16 protein-coding genes and 1 pseudogene are annotated in these 15,496 nt (G+C 59.8%); 9 read left to right on the top strand and 8 right to left on the bottom strand.

Features of this window, described 5'->3' with window-relative positions; genetic code table 11:
• The first annotated feature begins 7 nt into the window (after positions 1-7).
• From P0D84_RS38250 to P0D84_RS38235, 4 genes are all read left to right on the top strand, one after another.
• A complete protein-coding gene (locus P0D84_RS38250) occupies positions 8-526 on the top strand; it encodes a hypothetical protein (RefSeq protein WP_408346711.1) in 519 nt (172 codons plus the stop codon).
• Between the two features lie 203 nt (positions 527-729).
• Complete coding sequence (locus P0D84_RS38245) at positions 730-1,344, top strand: IncC plasmid conjugative DNA transfer DtrJ family protein (RefSeq protein ID WP_408346708.1); 615 nt, start codon at positions 730-732, stop codon at positions 1,342-1,344.
• Positions 1,345-1,688: 344 nt separating this feature from the next.
• Positions 1,689-2,546 carry an ATPase gene (locus tag P0D84_RS38240; protein ID WP_408346705.1) on the top strand — a complete coding sequence of 286 codons (858 nt, stop codon included), beginning with the start codon at positions 1,689-1,691 and terminating at the stop codon, positions 2,544-2,546.
• 9 nt (positions 2,547-2,555) lie between these two features.
• The gene (locus P0D84_RS38235) at positions 2,556-4,280 is read left to right on the top strand and encodes an ATP-dependent helicase (protein WP_408346702.1); all 1,725 of its coding nucleotides are present in this window, start codon (positions 2,556-2,558) and stop codon (positions 4,278-4,280) included.
• A gap of 105 nt (positions 4,281-4,385) precedes the next feature.
• Here the strand turns inward: P0D84_RS38235 and P0D84_RS38230 are convergent, their stop codons facing one another.
• The 4 genes from P0D84_RS38230 to P0D84_RS38215 all read right to left on the bottom strand — a co-directional run bounded on the left by P0D84_RS38230 (position 4,386) and on the right by P0D84_RS38215 (position 8,208).
• The gene (locus tag P0D84_RS38230) at positions 4,386-4,691 is read right to left on the bottom strand and encodes a hypothetical protein (protein WP_408346699.1); all 306 of its coding nucleotides are present in this window, start codon (positions 4,689-4,691) and stop codon (positions 4,386-4,388) included.
• Between the two features lie 80 nt (positions 4,692-4,771).
• Entirely contained in the window at positions 4,772-5,476 is a 705-nt protein-coding gene (locus P0D84_RS38225) for a phosphatase PAP2 family protein (protein WP_408346696.1), read from the bottom strand.
• A 705-nt stretch (positions 5,477-6,181) separates the two neighbouring features.
• A complete protein-coding gene (ligD, locus tag P0D84_RS38220) occupies positions 6,182-7,723 on the bottom strand; it encodes a DNA ligase D (RefSeq protein WP_408346693.1) in 1,542 nt (513 codons plus the stop codon).
• Positions 7,627-8,208, bottom strand: coding sequence for an ATP-dependent DNA ligase (locus tag P0D84_RS38215; protein ID WP_408346690.1), 582 nt, complete (start codon positions 8,206-8,208; stop codon positions 7,627-7,629). Before P0D84_RS38215 ends, ligD begins: the two co-directional genes overlap by 97 nt.
• Here P0D84_RS38215 and ku point away from each other — a divergent pair.
• The 3 genes and pseudogenes from ku (at position 8,102) to P0D84_RS38200 (ending at position 10,544) form a co-directional block, all read left to right on the top strand.
• Positions 8,102-9,000, top strand: a pseudogene (gene ku, locus P0D84_RS38210) (non-homologous end joining protein Ku). The gene P0D84_RS38215 and the pseudogene ku overlap by 107 nt on opposite strands.
• Positions 9,001-9,005: 5 nt before the next feature.
• Positions 9,006-9,836, top strand: a complete 831-nt coding sequence (locus P0D84_RS38205) for a tetratricopeptide repeat protein (protein ID WP_408346687.1) — start codon at positions 9,006-9,008, stop codon at positions 9,834-9,836.
• A 150-nt stretch (positions 9,837-9,986) separates the two neighbouring features.
• Positions 9,987-10,544 carry a hypothetical protein gene (locus P0D84_RS38200; RefSeq protein WP_408346684.1) on the top strand — a complete coding sequence of 186 codons (558 nt, stop codon included), beginning with the start codon at positions 9,987-9,989 and terminating at the stop codon, positions 10,542-10,544.
• Between the two features lie 222 nt (positions 10,545-10,766).
• On the opposite strand, the gene P0D84_RS38195 is transcribed toward P0D84_RS38200, so the two are convergent.
• From P0D84_RS38195 to P0D84_RS38180, 4 genes are all read right to left on the bottom strand, one after another.
• Entirely contained in the window at positions 10,767-11,102 is a 336-nt protein-coding gene (locus P0D84_RS38195; protein ID WP_408346681.1) for a hypothetical protein, read from the bottom strand.
• A gap of 35 nt (positions 11,103-11,137) precedes the next feature.
• The gene (locus tag P0D84_RS38190; RefSeq protein ID WP_408346678.1) at positions 11,138-11,590 is read right to left on the bottom strand and encodes a bactofilin family protein; all 453 of its coding nucleotides are present in this window, start codon (positions 11,588-11,590) and stop codon (positions 11,138-11,140) included.
• Between the two features lie 13 nt (positions 11,591-11,603).
• Positions 11,604-12,413 (bottom strand): hypothetical protein, encoded by an 810-nt coding sequence (locus tag P0D84_RS38185; protein ID WP_408346675.1) that lies wholly within the window; start codon positions 12,411-12,413, stop codon positions 11,604-11,606.
• A 91-nt stretch (positions 12,414-12,504) separates the two neighbouring features.
• On the bottom strand, positions 12,505-13,107 hold the full coding sequence (locus P0D84_RS38180; protein WP_408346671.1) for a DUF1845 domain-containing protein: 603 nt from the start codon (positions 13,105-13,107) through the stop codon (positions 12,505-12,507).
• 652 nt (positions 13,108-13,759) lie between these two features.
• On the opposite strand from P0D84_RS38180, the gene P0D84_RS49100 reads away from it, so the two are divergent.
• Together P0D84_RS49100 and P0D84_RS38170 are read left to right on the top strand one after the other, a co-directional pair.
• Positions 13,760-14,029, top strand: a complete 270-nt coding sequence (locus tag P0D84_RS49100) for a DUF7696 family protein (protein WP_459252227.1) — start codon at positions 13,760-13,762, stop codon at positions 14,027-14,029.
• Entirely contained in the window at positions 14,026-15,312 is a 1,287-nt protein-coding gene (locus tag P0D84_RS38170) for a recombination directionality factor (RefSeq protein ID WP_408346665.1), read from the top strand. The genes P0D84_RS49100 and P0D84_RS38170 overlap by 4 nt, the downstream gene beginning before the upstream one ends.
• The last annotated feature ends 184 nt before the right edge of the window (positions 15,313-15,496 follow it).

Genomic DNA, 15,496 nt, shown 5'->3' with positions numbered 1-15,496 from the left:
AAACTATATGTCCGCTGTTTTCAAAAACATCATTCGCGATCACAAGCTGTCGCACAAGCTGGTACCCGTGTTCAATGTTGCGCCAGACCTGGAGCTTGCGTGTTCACGGGTGGCCGACTTTGTAGGAGAGCGGTTCCTCGGAGACAAGGGACCGCTGGCAGCCGAGATGATCGAGTCGGCGCTGAGCGGATTCAAGCGCGCCAGGCGCACGGGCGATCAGCACATTGCGTTCATGCAGGGGCTGTTTGAACCTGCGAAGTCACTGTATGCGCGCCGCTACGTGGCGCGTCGCGGCGACAAGCTGAGCGTCTGGTCGCCGATGTTCGAAGCCATCCCGGCGTTTGAAGAGCGTCACGCGAACAGCGAGTTCGAGACGGTCGACGAACGGTGCCCGGAACAGATCACCGAGCGCACCGCCGCTTTTCAACTGGCGTCGCGCGTGCTGCAAGGCGAAGCCTTCCGTCGCTACTTCGAGGAATACGATGTCGCTCACCGTTACGAGCATAGCGAAGTTGTCGGGGGTTGATGCCGGCATGGCCCGGCGCGCGCTGGATACTGCGAGCGCCTTTGACGAGCCGGATGCGACCCCGCCCGAAGAATTTACATACGGCGCCGGCGCGCGCTGCTACGCGCTCGCCTCGATCTCGCTTCACCGGCCGCACCTTTTCTGGGGCGGTCTGCTGGCAGTTGTCGCGATTCCTGTTCTATTCGTTGTGAGAGTTTTGCATCATGGCTAGCCGGTTCGGTTCGCACCTGAAAGTCTGGTTCCTCCTGGTGCCAGTGCTGGCGATCGCCGTGATGCCCGCGATTCCCGACCGTTCGCTGTTCGAGGTGCCGGATGCGGAAACGGCGTCGCTCGTCGCCTCCATCGGGCAGGCGCGCGCCGACGAGGCGATCAGAACGGCGAATGACCTCTTCAGGCGGTCGTTCGTTGACAACGGTGTCGTGCACCGCACGTTGACTGCCTCTGGAAACGTCGCTGACATGAACGACGGCGGCATGTCGACCTTTGCGCACACGTGGACCGAAAACTTCTGGCTGCTGGCCTACCGGATGATGTTCCGCGCGATGGTCATGAAAGTCTGGATCTTCGGGACGTTACTTTTCGCGTTTGGCATGTTCATCGACGGAACCGCCAGGCGGAAAATCAAGGCATCTGCGGCCGGCTTTGTCAGCCCGCTCTCCTTCCATCTCGCCGGCCATGGCCTCCTGCTTGTGACGGGGACGCTGTTTGGGGTCCTCGTTGCGCCAGTGCCGGTGCTCGCCGGATACTGGCTAGTCGTGGCGGCACTGCTTGGCGCATTGCTCTGGAAGGCCGCAGAGTCGTTCCAGTCGTCCCGATAGAAAGCATCGCGTAATACCGTCCCGGAGTCATGCGGGAAAAACCGGGTCTTTCTCCCTGACAGGCTGTAACGCGTTACAGCCTGTTTGTCATGTCCGCGTCCCAAATCCTGTCTCATGCGCCAGTCCGGCGTGAACCACGCTCAACATCCGCGGTGCCGGCGTCGCGTCCCCCATTAACCGGCTTCCAGCCAATCGGGGGAATGCGCTAAAGCCGTTCGAAATAATGCGTGTTTCGGACGTTACAGGCGCGTAGCCCCCGCAACAATGAACATTGCTGGGACACGGCTCGCGTGTCCGATTGACCAACAACGAAACCGGACACAGGTCCGACCGAGGAGAAGCGCATGAGCACAGTGGCAGAAACCGAACTCGAAAAAGCCGTAACCGCCAACGCGCCAGCCGCGGCTCCCGTTAATGCGCCGGGCGCGACGCCCGAAGGAGCTAGCGGCGCCGATGTCGCTGGCGAAGGCGAACTCGAGCTCGAATTGACGCAGATGGAAGCGGACGCCGACCGCTTGCAAAAGGAAGGTGTGATCTCGAACGATGACGCGAACATGAAGCGCGCCGAAGTGGCCAGGACCCGTCGGTTGTTCCGCGATCTGCCCGCCAGCGAGCGTATCGCGATCATCAGGCGTCGTCGCGAAATCGGCCGCGAGTTGATGGAGCGCCAGCTCTCCGGCGCAGCGGTGGTGCCTGCGCAGGTTCGCCTGAATCACACGCGGCTGAAGCCGCTGTTCGAACAGTGGTGGCCGTATCTGAACCGCATGAGCGTCAACATGCAGCGCTTCGGTGACACCACCTTCGGCGCCGACGACAAGAATACCGTCAATACCTTCTTCGAAAAGCAGATTGCGTCTATCGAACAGTACGTCGATGAAGTGACGCGGGTGACAGACGGCTACCGGCAGCAGAAGGAAGCGGAGCTTCGCTCGAATGGCGAATTTGTGTTCGAGCCGACGATTCCGATGCCGGCGCTCGATTTGCAGGTAGAGGTGTATTCACGCTTTTCGATGCGCGTGCTCACCGCAATCATGAAGTTCGATCGTGCAATGGATCACTTCGACTTCATGGTGTGGAATGGCATCCGCGACCAGTCCGACGTGGATGATGAAACGGTGCGCTTCCTGAAAAAGGTCAATCCGCTGGGCGTTCGCGGGTACATGACGCACCTGCGCCTGATGACGACGGTTCGCGGCCTTTAAGGAGGCGGCATGCTGGACGAGTTGAACCCCCAGCAGCGGGAAGTCGCCCAGTTGCGCCAGAACTGCGTGGCGATCGCCTGCCCAGGCGCGGGCAAGACGAAGACGATCGCTACCAAAGCGGCGCTTCTGCTTCAGGAAGACGCCGCGGTGGTTGGCGCAGTGACATTTTCGAAGGATGCCGCCGTCGAATTACGTGAGCGGATTCTCGCGGTGGCTGGCAAGGCGGTGAAGAAACGCCTGATCGCCGGCACGTTCCATTCGCTCGCATTCAAGCAGCTTCAGCGGCCCGGTTCGCGTCCGCCCGATATTGCGAGCGACGGGGACCGACTCGGTTTGCTGATTCGCGTCATGCAGGATCTGGGACTCGAGGGCAAGGCCGAAGAGGTCATTCCAACGATCGAAAAGATCAAGACGAACTTTGGCCGGTGTGACGCGGAAAGCGCCGACGGCCAGCTTTATCACGCGTATCAGGACGCGCTCACGCGCAACGGCAAGATCGACTTCCAGGACATGCTGCGTCTCGCTGTCGAAGGCATGCAGAACGGCACGATCCTGCCGTACCCATTCAAATACCTGCTTGTAGACGAGTTCCAGGACACTGACCCGCTGCAGTACCGCTGGATAGAGCTGCACGCGAAAGCCGGCTCGATCGTGACGGTCGTTGGCGACGACGATCAAAGCATCTATGCGTTCCGCGAGGCGCTGGGCTATCGCGGCATGGAATCGTTCATCAAGGAATTTGACGCAAAGCCTGTTGTACTCGGCAGCAACTATCGGTGCCGCTCGGAGATTCTGGCCGCCGCTGACCGCGTCATCCGTAACAACGTCGACCGTATCGCAAAAGTGCTTCGTGCCGAGAAAGGTGCGGGCGGCCGCGTGCTGGCGTCCAGGCACGCTGACGAATATGTCGAAGCGACCGCGGCGATCGAAGCGCTCGCGCCAATGCTGGAGACAGGTAAAAGCTGTGCGATCCTCGCGCGCACAAACCGGATTCTTGATCCGCTCGAAGCCGTGTGTCGCTCGCACGGCGTGAAGTATTACCGTGCGTCTGGCGCGTCGGTCCTGAGCCGACCGGAGGGCGCACTGATGTGCAATCTGCTCGAAATCATCGAGCGGGTAAAGGAAACCGGGCTGGATTCCGTGCTCGCGCACCTGGGCCTGCGTGCTGATCAGTTGCGGGCGTTGCACGCGAGCATGGGCGCTGAACTGACGCAGAAGGGGCGCGCAGAGCTTGTCGAGATGGGCTTGCCCGAAGACGTTGCGACGAACTACCGCGAGTTTATGAAACGGCTTTCCGAATGGCGTAGCCTGTGCGACCGGAAGTTCTATTCGTTAGTGCTCTCGGGCGTGAACGAGTGGATGCTGAAGTACACGAAGAAGGAAAGTGCGATCCGGACCATTCAGGCAACCTACGACGTGCTGTCGCGTCTCACGGGCATTTTCGCCGAGCGGTTGCTGTTCCTGCGCCAGGACAACAACGAGCCGGCACCCGGCGCGCTGATCCTGACCACCATGCACAGTTCGAAAGGGCTGGAGTGGGATCACGTCTGGATCGCGCGATCGGAGGAAACCGTCGTTCCCGACGCGAAGTCCACAGAACCCGAGGAGCGCCGACTCTTTTACGTCGCCATGACACGCGCACGTGAGTCGCTGATGATCTCGGGTACGGCCAGGAATTTCGCATCACGCTTCGTCACCGAAGCCCAGATCGAATCCGTAGCCGAGGCGGCATAGCTATAACCGCGCGGAGGCGCGGCTTGCTCTAGCTGGAGGCATTTCTGCAGTCTCGCGAACTCCGAAATCCGGAACTTATGCCCGAGTCTCACTCCTTCAGTTTCCCTATGCCCGGGACTCGTCAGCGCGAAGGGCACCTGTCGACCCTCTCTGGCCATTGAAGCTAGCGCGACGTGAAAGGCTGCTTTCGAGGTCCAGCGGCCAGTCATTTGAACGGTTGCTGCCCATTGAGGTATCGGCATCGCCGATACCAGTCATTCGCATCAAGCCGATTGCGGCCACCGCGCGCGTCCGTCTCCCTTTTCGTAAAGAGGAACTTTCAAGCAAACGATGAACAGCAACTGCTGTCCATCGATAAAGACAAAAGCCGGCCAGGAAGTCGTTTCTAAATCCCTTGTCGGTGTCCTTCATTGTGTGCCCGGTCTGACTCACCAAACGAGATAATCGCGCGGATCAAGTCCGCCTGGCGAAGTGAAAACGGACGCCCAGCATTAACCGTGGAGAACATGTTTAAAGATAGATTGCGCAAGCTGCCGTGGTTCATCGAACGTAGTCGCAAGTTCAAACAACGCGACAAACATGCAGGCGTACGAAACGCTTGGAAACTTGTCGATGAATCGCACGACGGGTGGCGCAAATCGCTCCATGACCGGTTTTCGCGTTACAGCGCAGGTAACGCCAACGCCAAGGATCATTCCTGCCAGAACGTCGCTCGGATAGTGCAGGCCCAGATAAACGCGCGGAAGACAGATAAGAAAGGCGCATTGCAGCAGCGCGAGCACGCCCAGCCATCTGGAGACGAGAAAGATGCCCATCGCGACGGCCGCCCACATCATGGCATGGTCGCTAGGAAACGAACTCCAGGTTCGGAGAACCGCTTCTGGAGTGGCCGCTATCGGAAACGTCAGATGCAGGCTCAGGTCGTAAAGCGGTCGCCGGCGGAAGGGCAAATAGTGGGCGAGAACTCTGCCAATGAAAAGCGCCACCAAACCGCTCAGGATTGTGGCAACAACCATTTCCCGTTGCCACTGCCGGCGCTTCCTTGTGTCGAACCAGATGGCACACAGCATCGCTAGTGGCAGGACACCCTTGAACAGGTAAAAGGCCGCAACGACGCTGACTGCGTGGTTGAAAGTCTCCGACTGCAGCGCATTGCTTGTCAGGATCGTCAGGATTTTGGAATCGAAACTGTTCATGACCTGGCCTTGGGGGAAGCGCGTCACGAATCGCCGACTTATTGATGGAGCGACCCAGCAACACAGCGCGCGTTGAACGGTATGCGTCCCGGCCGAGAGATGAGTGGTTTTAACTGGACCGGCCGGAACTTGATCATTAACGCACTTCGCAAGTCATTGATATGTTTTCGAACGCACACGCGTTCATAAAATTGTCACAGCCACCAGCGAACCGTGCGCCCGCAGCATAATTGTTAGTTAGCGACATCGTGCGAAACCCGGTGAGGCCACCAGTAACGCAAGGCGTTGACATCTAAGATCGACCGCCCGCAAATGGGCGAACAACAAAGACCGCCATTGGACCCATTCACCCGCAGGGGGTCAGCCGGCGTCTTGACAGTGCGCGACAATTGCCAGCTACCCTTATATCGAAGCTGACCCAACTCGCGCGCGCGACAAATCCACAGGATGCGACGCAAGCAATATGTAATAGTCGCGGCAGCCGCGCGATCGGCTGCAATGTGTCCGGAGCTTGGCGCGAAGCCGACGTTCAAACGCGCGTGTTAAAGGGTGGGCGAATGTCCGTAGGTGGCCGATTGCAGGCGCCTAGCTGGTCAGTCCGACGGCCTTGCGCATAGATGCGGTGATCGCTTGTTTAACCGCGTGACGGCCTTCCCACGGAGCGCGCTTCACTCCTCGCATCCGGGCGACAGCGCTTTTCATGGACTACGCGTCGCCTCCAGAGACGTCAGGTAACTCGTCCCATGAAATCGGCACAGAAGCCGCCAGTCCCGGCCGGGCACGCACCGAATATGCGGTGGCCGTCGTCGCACCCTTCCCATTGCGAAGGTAATCCACAAAGATCTTTCCGATTCTGTTCTTCGGGCCGGAGACCGCCGAAAAACGCTGCGGCACGACTCGCGCAAGGTGGCGCGCGATTGCATGGCTGAACGTCTTCACATCGTTCCAATTGTGTTTTCCGGACAGCGGCACAACGATATGCAGACCCTTTCCTCCGCTTGTCTTGCAGAAGGACGTCAGCCCTATCTCATCGAGCAGCACCTTCGCCAACGTTGCCGCTTCCTGCATCGTCGTCCAGTCGAGTTGCGGGTCAGGGTCCAGGTCGAGAATGAACTGGTCCGGCCGGTCGAGATCCGCAGCAGTCGCATTCCACGCGTGAAGCTCGATTACGTTCAGTTGTGCCATCTCGATCAGAGCTTCGACGGAATTTGCGGCGAGCAACGGAGGGTGGTGCGGATATAAGGAAGCGGGCAGTTGTATCATGGCTTTGAGCCTCTGCTGCTCGGCATGCTTTTGGTAGAACATCTCGCCGCGCAGACCGTCGGGCGCCCTCACCAGCATCAGCGGCCGGTCGACAATGTGCGGAAGAATCCAATCTGCGATCGTCTCGTAGTAGCGCGTGACGTCCATCTTGGTCAGGCCCGTCGACGGGTCAGCGACGCGGCCGGGATTTGTGATGAAAATGCCCTTCACTTTTGCCCGGCGGCTGGAGGTTCGCGGTTCATTGCTTTTCTTCACTGGCTTCGATCGGCTGCGGCTTCTCCTCGACGATCTGGCTGGCTTGTCCTCACGAACACCTTTGAACACGGGCTGGCGAAGTTCTCCGGCAGGGGGCCACTCGAGAATAGAAACCTCAACGACCAGTTCCGGCCGAACCCAAACAATTACTCGATCCCGCTCAGGCGATGGCGGGTTGAAAAACGGGGCTTTGCGAACAGGTTTCAGGCCGCGGTCCACCAGATCGCGAAGAGCGGCCCGCAACGGCGGCTTGACGGAGCCGGCATATCGTAGAGATCCATCGCGCTCGTAGACTCCAAGCAGAAGCCCACGGACACCGCTCGTCGCGCCCCTGGTGCGCGTGAACCCTCCGACGACGAATTCTTGCCGCGCAAGACACTTCACCTTGACCCAGTCTACCGATCGTCCGCTCACATAAGGCCGATCGAGGCGCTTGCCTACCAAGCCTTCTAGGCCCATTGCCTGAGCCGAAGCGCGTAGTGAATGGACGTCGTGCTCGAAAGCCTCGCTGAATCTCACGTTCTCGCGCGGAAACTTCTCCAGGAGAGCGCGCAGCCTCGCGCGGCGCTCCTTTAAGGGCTGTTGTCGAAGGTCCCGCCCGTCGAGGAATAGCAGGTCGAACGCGAAATGCGTCACGCTTGCCGTCTGGCGCCGCGCGAACGCATTCTGAAGCGCGGTGAAGTCCGGAGTACCTGCCTTATTGAGGAGACTGCGTCGAGGTCGATCCATGCGCTCTCGTCCGGCAGCGCCGCGAGCGCTGCGGCAAGCGCCGGCAGCCGGTCGGTCCAGTCGTGGCCGTTACGGGTGAAAAGAGTTGCCCGTCCGCCATCGAGGCGACAAAGCATCCGGTATCCATCGAACTTGATTTCGTACGACCATTGTTCGCCTGACGGAGGCTTGTCAACTAGAGTCGCAAGCTGCGGCTTGACCAACGAGGGGATCGGATCGACCTCTCGTGCACCTTTTTCAGCGACTATGATGTTTTTACGCGCCACCCGACTTTCCCGCTGCGAAACTCCGGCTTCGAGTGCAACGTTTGTGCCCGCCGATACTGACTGGCGAGGATCTTGCTGAATCGAAGCGCTAACCACCGTATTGAGGATGATTATGGCCGCTCCTCGTTCGCTCGCCTCGTTGACCATCAGCTTTGGACTGGTCGCCATACCCGTAAAGCTTTTCACGGCGACCGAAAGCAAGTCGGGGGTCGGTTTCAACCTCCTTCACAAAGACTGTGGGGCGCGGGTTAAGCAGCAGTACATATGTCCGGTGCACAAGACGGTCGTCGAACGTGCGGACATGGTCAAAGGCTACGAGTTCGAGAAAGACAAGTACGTCGTGTTCGAACCGGCAGAGCTGGACGCCCTTGATGCCAGCGCTCGCCACACGATCGATATCGTCTCGTTCCTTCCCGCGGACGCCATTGACCCAATCTATTTCGACAAAGCCTATTACCTCGGCCCTGACAAGCGCGGCGCCAAACCCTACGCTCTTCTGTCGGAGGCAATGACAGACACCGGCACCTGTGCGCTCGCAACATGGGTAATGAAAGGCAAACAGCACGTGGCGCAGTTGCGCCCCGGGCCAGACGGTTTGATCCTGCAGCAGTTACTCTACGCAGACGAGGTGCGCGCGCAGTCTGCGCTGATATCGAAAAGCCGGACGTCCAGCCGGCGGAGCTAAAGCTCGCCGAGCAGTTGATCGGACAGTACCGAGTCGATGCTTACGATCCCGAGGCGTTCAAGGACGAAGAGAAGGAGCGCATCCTCGCTGCGATAGATCAGAAGATCGCAGGCAAGAAAATTACCCTTCAGCCCGACGCGCAACCTGAGGGCGCCGAGATCACCGACCTCGTCGACGCGTTGCGCGCGAGCTTGCGCAAACGCGGCGCTGCGCCGGCGAAGGAATCTATGGAAGCAACGCCAGCGGAGCCAAAACAGCGGAAATCCCCTAGACGGGCAGCCCCTGTTGCTGTACCCCCCGCACGGAAGACTGGTACGCGGAAGTGACTTCCATGACACGTGGCGAACGCTATCGTATGCGGGATGTGCAACGCATGTTAGGTGTCTCACGCACCGTTATCTCCCGGCTGATCGCAGGTGGATTCGTCCAGCCCGAACGCGGCCGGGGCCGTGAACACCTCTTTTCATTCCGCGACGTCGTGATGCTGCGAACGGCGCATTCGCTGCGCAAGGCTGGCATCCCACCGCGCAAGATTGTTCGCGCGTTGGAAAATCTTCGCAGCACGTGGTCGCCGGACCGCGACTTGACATCCATCCGCATCAGCGCGATGGGCGCCGACGTCGCTGTGCACGACAGCGCGGGACGGTGGGCAGCCGACTTCGGCCAGTTGCTGATCGACTTCGAGCCGGTACCGGCCTGTGTTAACGTCGCCAGGATTGCGAGGCTTGAGGCCACGCCTGTATCCAACACCGCGTTGGACGATTTCCATGAGGCAGCAGAACTGGAGTCGGACGGCCGACTCGATGCTGCAGAGACGGCCTACTGGCGAGCGATTTACGCGGATCGCTCGTTTGTTGACGCGTACCTCAACCTAGGCTGTCTTCTGTGCGATCGGGGACGCTATGACGATGCGGTCTCGTTATATGGCGATGCGGTCCTGGCAGTACCGGGTGGCGCCCTTCTACACTTCAACCTCGGCGTCGCGCTCGAGGACGCCGAGCGGCTGGCCGATGCGCTGGACGCATATCGCCGGTGTATTGATCTGCAACCCGACTTCGCCGATGCCCACTTCAACTCGGCGCGTATTCACGAGGAGCTTGGCGAGACGCAGCATGCTATCCGGCATTTCAACCGGTACAGAACACTCAACAAGGATCCGTGATCTTATGCCAGCGGGTATGGCGGATGCTTCCGTGATGATCATTAGATACCGCTTGTTGTTGCCGTCTCTCCAGGGTTGCACGTCAGTTACGCGCCGCAGCGGGTTTGCATGCGCTGAGATGGTGAACCCCGGTCCACAGAGACGACGATAATGTTCGCTTCTTACCTGATTGACCCGCTGGCGCACTCCGTCGAGACGGTCCGAGACGGCGTCGAGCGGGCTGCCTCGCTTATTGAGTCCGACAGACTAGAGATCGCGACGCTCTGGACCGGCCCGCTTGACCCTGACGCCTCAATTGACATTGTCTTCGCCGAGGACGGCTTCCTTCAGAAACCACTGTCTGACTCATTTTTTCGTCTCCGTTTCGTGATCGGCGGCAAAGTCACGGAACGGATCGTTGCCGGTAAGGCTGTCCTCGGGGCCTTCGGCGAAGTACCTGACGACATCGCCGGCCAGGTGAGGACACTTCCCGCCATGGAGGGCGCAATCGACTTTATTGACGATGCAGCGCTCGCGTTGGAGCGCGCCCCGTCTACGCCTCAGGGCGGCGTTCTTCAATGGAATGACGCGCAAACGAGGGGAGCGTCGCGCCGGTCAGAAAGAACAGCGGCGCGGTCTAACCGCAAGACGCTCGTTTATCTCACCTGCACTGTAGTTAAGCCTCAAACACCGCCCGGACTCACTAATCTGACCGAAAAATCGGGATAGGGGCGAGCCTCACGGCCCGATGGCTTTGCTACACGCTTCTTTCAGACCCCGCCTCGCGGCGACGCCCTTGCGTTTCGCTAGTCCTTCACCACCATCAGGTTGGACAGGGGACTCGCACCCCAACAGTTGCGCATGTTCGGCACAAAAGAAAAAGCCCGCACGCGGCGGGCTTGAATCCATATCAGTGGAGGAGACATGGAGGAGACGAGCTGAGTATAAACCCTATGTCATCAGTGTGCGCGCTCTAACGGGTGAATTGCTGAAAAAATTTCTCAGACAGTGAGAAACCGAGGTTTGCACGCGCCACGTCCAAGCTGTGCTGGAGGCCATCAACGGAAACAAGTCATGCCGGGCTAGCAGCGCCGACGCGGTACCGGCCGGCAGGCTTCGAATGTCGCCGTTAAGTTCCGACAGACGGCGAAGTTCACTTTCACGACTCACAAACGTTGCGGTCGCTATGGAGTTGTCGACATAGGCGGCCACCATATTGACGGCTGCCAGTGGCATCGCAGTAGACACGACGATTGCGGCCCATCCAAGCAAAGTGCGCAGCTTCATGCTTGTCCTATTCAGGTGAGATTATTCGATCCGGATCACGCCTTGGCGCGCGAGAGTTCCGTCACGTTCGAATCCGGTCGCTCCTGTGGCGCGTGTGCCGCGCTCTGTTCGGCAAGCCGTTCGCTATCGGCGCCGATCTGTTCTGCCTCGATGGTGAGCATTCGCGCGACGCGCTTGATCGTGCCGTTGAGTGCGGCGCGGGGGCCGAGCCTGATCGTGCCGCAATAGAGAATGTCGCCGGAAACGTGACCGTTGATCTCGAGGGTGCCGCGCGCGTGGACGTTTCCGTCGACGCGGCCGTCGATCCGGACATGCTCGCCTTGAGCCGTGCCTTTGACGAGGCCGCCTTCGCCAACGTGCAACAGTCCCTGGGTCGACACGAGCCCGCCGTCGATGAGGCCAAAGCAGCTCACGCCGTGATCCACGATCATGTCGCCACTGATCGTGCAGCCGGGAGAAATGAGGGTGATGGAGAGTTCGTTTTTCATGACGGCCAATTTCCTAAAACATTTGCACTTCAGGGGCACCAGCGCGGGTCGCAGCTGCGGGTTTCGACGGTATGTCGGACTCGCTCGGCTGCTCGGCGCGTGGACGCGAGATGTGCCGACGGATGGGGTGCGCGGCTTTGCCCGTTTCAGCGTCCGGCGTTGCAGGAGCCGGGACGGCGGCAGGCGCGGTGGCGGGGGTCGTTTGCGTTGGGACGTTGACAGCCGTGCTGTTAGCGGCGCTCGCCACTGGCGTGGGTGCCGGCGTCGGCTGAGGGGCAGCAGTCAGTTGCTCGCGATTTGCGCTTGCGCGATGAATGGGCGACGTCGCAGCGCGCTCGGCTTCGGTAGTCAACGTTGGCGAAACTGCTGCCGTCCCGGGGCGCGTCGGGGTCTTCATTGAGTTCCGGAACTGATCCGCGGTGAGTCCCAGCGACGCGGCCGAATCAAACTCACTCGCGCTGAGAGCCGGTGCAGCGTCAATCTCCTTGAAGCGAGGCGTCGTCTCTTCGACTGCAGGGGTCTCTGGTTTCAGCGATTTTTGGGGGGGCGCGGCGATCGGGGCAGTCTGATGCGCTGCGCGCCAGTTCGTGTAGACGGATGCGGCGCCCATGCCGGCCATGCCCACTACCGCAGCGACGGCGAAGGAGATCACCGCTAGGCGTGCGCGTGGTCCAGCCTTCATCCATCGTGCGCGTGCGGTTGGTGCCGAATCAGCAGAAAAATCACCCGGCGCGGGAAGCGCGGCGATCTGGCGGGGAAGGTCAATGACCATCGAATCCGGGGCGAACTGCGCATGCAGCCGCTGGATTTCTCGCATGTCCATGTAGGTGCCTCTTCTCGTTGTCTGGGATAGAGCCTGGCCGGCGCGGCGCGATGTCAAGGACGTCGAGGCACGGCCAAAGAAAACGCGCCGCTCAGTGAGCGTCGCCCGGATTGGGGAGTAGCACCCCTTCGGACGCGTAGCGGTCGTTATCCGGGATGCAGAGAAATGGAAGCTGCCTGATTCGGGCTTCGGCGCTATCGAGTGCCGCCTTGCGATCGTGTGGCATCACCGCGCGCGTGATCAGCGCCTCCATCGTCTTGAGGAAGAGCTGGTCATAGAGCGTGAGGAGGCGAACCAGTCGTCCGGAGAGCGGATGCTTGATTTCCAGTATCACCGTCTCGGGGGAGTGACCGGTGCTGCGACCGTGCAAGCGGTTCGCCCAGCCAAGGGCTTTCCTGAAAAACGCTTCGGCGTTGCGAAACTCGGCCTCGAGCGCTACCAGCTTGCCGTCGCGCGCCAGCGTCATTTTCGCAGCGCAAAAGTTGAAGTCCGAACGGCAGAATTCACGCGCGAAAGTGGAGTAATACTGCAACTCTGTTTTCGCCAGTGTTTCGGGGTTTATCCGCGCGAGCCGATCGTCGCTTGTCAGGCGCTTGAGCGGACGCAGGCCGCTCGGGCCAGAAGCCGGGGCGCTTTGGGGAATTTTCCGTTCTGGATCAGCCCCTTCGGGAGTTTCCGTTTCGAAGCCAGACATAACTGTTCTCGGGTGTATGTGTTCTCTCACGCACATTCTCACTGAACAGTGGATAGTCAAGCTGGCGAAAGCTATACGAATTTCGCGAGCTTTAGAATGCACACGGGGGCGTTTTGCCCTAATACTTCAATCCATTCCCCGCGTCTCTGACGCATCGACCTCGACTCCAAGCCCGGAGTCCATCTTTTTTCTCCAAGTCGTGCTCCTGAGCATGCTCCGACCGGTTTGCTACCGGTGTGGAAAACTTCTTGTGCTGAGTTTGCTCGCTACTTACTCCCCAATTTCAGCTGTGATACTCGTACCTGGCCTGCATTCATTTGCGCCGGTACATCGTTCGAACCCGGGTTTTCGGGTGTTCTCTCTCCAGAGCCTGATCTGGGTAGAACGATCGAAGTTGGCTGATCCGTGATTCCTGCGGCGGAATGTATTTTCCGAAAAGGGCTGTTGCGCGGCGTGACCATGCTGCGCGAGGACGACTTTACGTCCTCTGACAGAGCGATCCGGTTTCCGGTCGCTCCCTGCTCGCCACGTCCCCGGAAGGGACGTGGCGCGTAGGTCTCAACTATCCTGATTTCACGAAGCTCGCTCCCTGACCGGAGCGGGCTTTTTTTTCGTCCGTCGCTTCGATGGATTTTCTCAACCGGAGGTGTTTATGTTGTTGCCCAACCGCCTCGATCAACGTATCGCCGAGGCTATCAAGCATCAGATCGACAACGAGCGTACCGCCTCGAACACCACGTCCGATGCATGGCGTTCGCGCTGTGAGGTCGCGAAAGTCGCGATGTTCAGTGACGCCGAGCGCTCTGTCTTTATCCACCATGTCAGCGAACGTCGAGGCAGTGTCGCGGCTCACGAGATCGAATCTCAGGCCAAAACGCTGCGGACTACCGCCATCTTTTTTCTCGCAAGGAAGCCATCATGAACGCTGTCGTCCAGATGTTCGATACCACGCCCCGCAGTCTGGTCGAAGAGCGCGCCATCCGGCCTCCGATCATCGGCAAGATCCGCCCCGGGATCAAGGTATTAACCCGCACGGCCCAGGCCAATCCTCAGGCCGTCGCGTTGTACAACGAGATGGTTGCCGCGGGCGATTCGTACGAAACCATCGGCAAGACCATCGAATCAAAGCTGAAACTTCGCAATGCGCTGGTGCCGCGAAACGTGTCGCACTTCGCCTGCAGACGCTCGGACTTCTCCAATCCGGAAACGGCTGACGAGATCCTGAGGTTGTACGGAGAGGACCGCGGCGGCGGTGTCAAGCTGCATCGCTTTCCGGTCATATTTGCGTTCGACGACTGGCTGCGCAACGTGCCGAATCAGATGGCGGCCTACACTACCGCTGGGCGCCAGTACTTCTCCGAGTACGAGCGTGACGGCAAGCGCTACTGCAAGACGTATGCGCCGGTCCAACGTGACGCGCGCGTACAACGGGCGAGACGTTCGTTCGGTGGGCGTCTGGTCGTGCAGCGACAGGACGATGACATCCCGGACGGTATTTGCGATCCGCATGTGTGCCCGCAGTATCAGGACCGTAAATGCAATCTGACCGCGACATTCGTCTTCGCGATACCCGATGTGAAGGGACTCGGGTTGATCGAATTGCCGACAAACTCGATTTACGTGTTGCAGAAGGCGTATTCGGCGATGCAGACCGTGTCGCTCGCGCGCGGCAAGCTAACCGGCACGCGGTTCTGGCTGTCGAAGAAGGAGTTCGACATCACGCGGATCGACGACAACGGTCAGCCAGTGCGCCAGAAGCAGATGTTGACGGTGCTGGATGCCGATATCGACCTTGGCGCGCTGCTGGACACGGGCGACGAACCACAGCCCGCGCTCGAAGCTGCCAGCAGAGCCGTAGCACTGATCGAAGCCGCCGGTGCGGTTGAGGTCCTGGACGACCCGCTCGCGGAATCGGACGACGATGTCTTGGGGTCTGGTGGGAAGGAAGGCGAGGGGAGTGAACAGGCCGATCCGGACGAACCACTGGAAGACAAACGTCACCGCATGTCGGATCTGCTGCACCGCCTGGGTTTGAGTCAACCGGCGCGGCAGCAGGACTTCCGCAAGTATGGCCATGTCACCTACGGGCGAGGCTGGGCGGAGCGTCCATCAGACGTCGATCAGATGAATGCCCGCCTTACGGCGGCTCTCACTGATCCGGTTGCGTTTGACGACGAAATCAAGCAGGCAAATTCTTTCGTGTAATCCTTGACCGGCCCTTATGGGCTGGTCTCCTTTTCCAACTGCGCATTAGAGCATTTCAGCAAGCAGACTTGCTAAAGTGTTTTCGACCGCGCCCTATCTGCGCATCGAATTCGTCCGCTTCGGCGGCCCATCTCCGTTGATTTTCAAGTCCGCGCCCCTGGCGCGTTACCCATTGAGGCTGCCG

The organism is Paraburkholderia sp. RL17-337-BIB-A (assembly GCF_046025895.1).
Lineage (GTDB): Bacteria > Pseudomonadota > Gammaproteobacteria > Burkholderiales > Burkholderiaceae > Paraburkholderia > Paraburkholderia fungorum_C.
This window is presented reverse-complemented; position numbering and strand designations above follow the sequence as displayed.

Bases quoted from the DNA above. Each gene is read 5' to 3' on its own strand.
- P0D84_RS38250 (WP_408346711.1), top strand. From the start codon at position 8: ATGTCCGCTGTTTTCAAAAACATCATTCGCGATCACAAGCTGTCGCAC.
- P0D84_RS38245 (WP_408346708.1), top strand. From the start codon at position 730: ATGGCTAGCCGGTTCGGTTCGCACCTGAAAGTCTGGTTCCTCCTGGTG.
- P0D84_RS38240 (WP_408346705.1), top strand. From the start codon at position 1,689: ATGAGCACAGTGGCAGAAACCGAACTCGAAAAAGCCGTAACCGCCAAC.
- P0D84_RS38235 (WP_408346702.1), top strand. From the start codon at position 2,556: ATGCTGGACGAGTTGAACCCCCAGCAGCGGGAAGTCGCCCAGTTGCGC.
- P0D84_RS38230 (WP_408346699.1), bottom strand. From the start codon at position 4,691: ATGAAGGACACCGACAAGGGATTTAGAAACGACTTCCTGGCCGGCTTT.
- P0D84_RS38225 (WP_408346696.1), bottom strand. From the start codon at position 5,476: ATGAACAGTTTCGATTCCAAAATCCTGACGATCCTGACAAGCAATGCG.
- ligD (WP_408346693.1), bottom strand. From the start codon at position 7,723: ATGGATCGACCTCGACGCAGTCTCCTCAATAAGGCAGGTACTCCGGAC.
- P0D84_RS38205 (WP_408346687.1), top strand. From the start codon at position 9,006: ATGACACGTGGCGAACGCTATCGTATGCGGGATGTGCAACGCATGTTA.
- P0D84_RS38200 (WP_408346684.1), top strand. From the start codon at position 9,987: ATGTTCGCTTCTTACCTGATTGACCCGCTGGCGCACTCCGTCGAGACG.
- P0D84_RS38195 (WP_408346681.1), bottom strand. From the start codon at position 11,102: ATGAAGCTGCGCACTTTGCTTGGATGGGCCGCAATCGTCGTGTCTACT.
- P0D84_RS38190 (WP_408346678.1), bottom strand. From the start codon at position 11,590: ATGAAAAACGAACTCTCCATCACCCTCATTTCTCCCGGCTGCACGATC.
- P0D84_RS38185 (WP_408346675.1), bottom strand. From the start codon at position 12,413: ATGGACATGCGAGAAATCCAGCGGCTGCATGCGCAGTTCGCCCCGGAT.
- P0D84_RS38180 (WP_408346671.1), bottom strand. From the start codon at position 13,107: ATGTCTGGCTTCGAAACGGAAACTCCCGAAGGGGCTGATCCAGAACGG.
- P0D84_RS49100 (WP_459252227.1), top strand. From the start codon at position 13,760: ATGTTGTTGCCCAACCGCCTCGATCAACGTATCGCCGAGGCTATCAAG.
- P0D84_RS38170 (WP_408346665.1), top strand. From the start codon at position 14,026: ATGAACGCTGTCGTCCAGATGTTCGATACCACGCCCCGCAGTCTGGTC.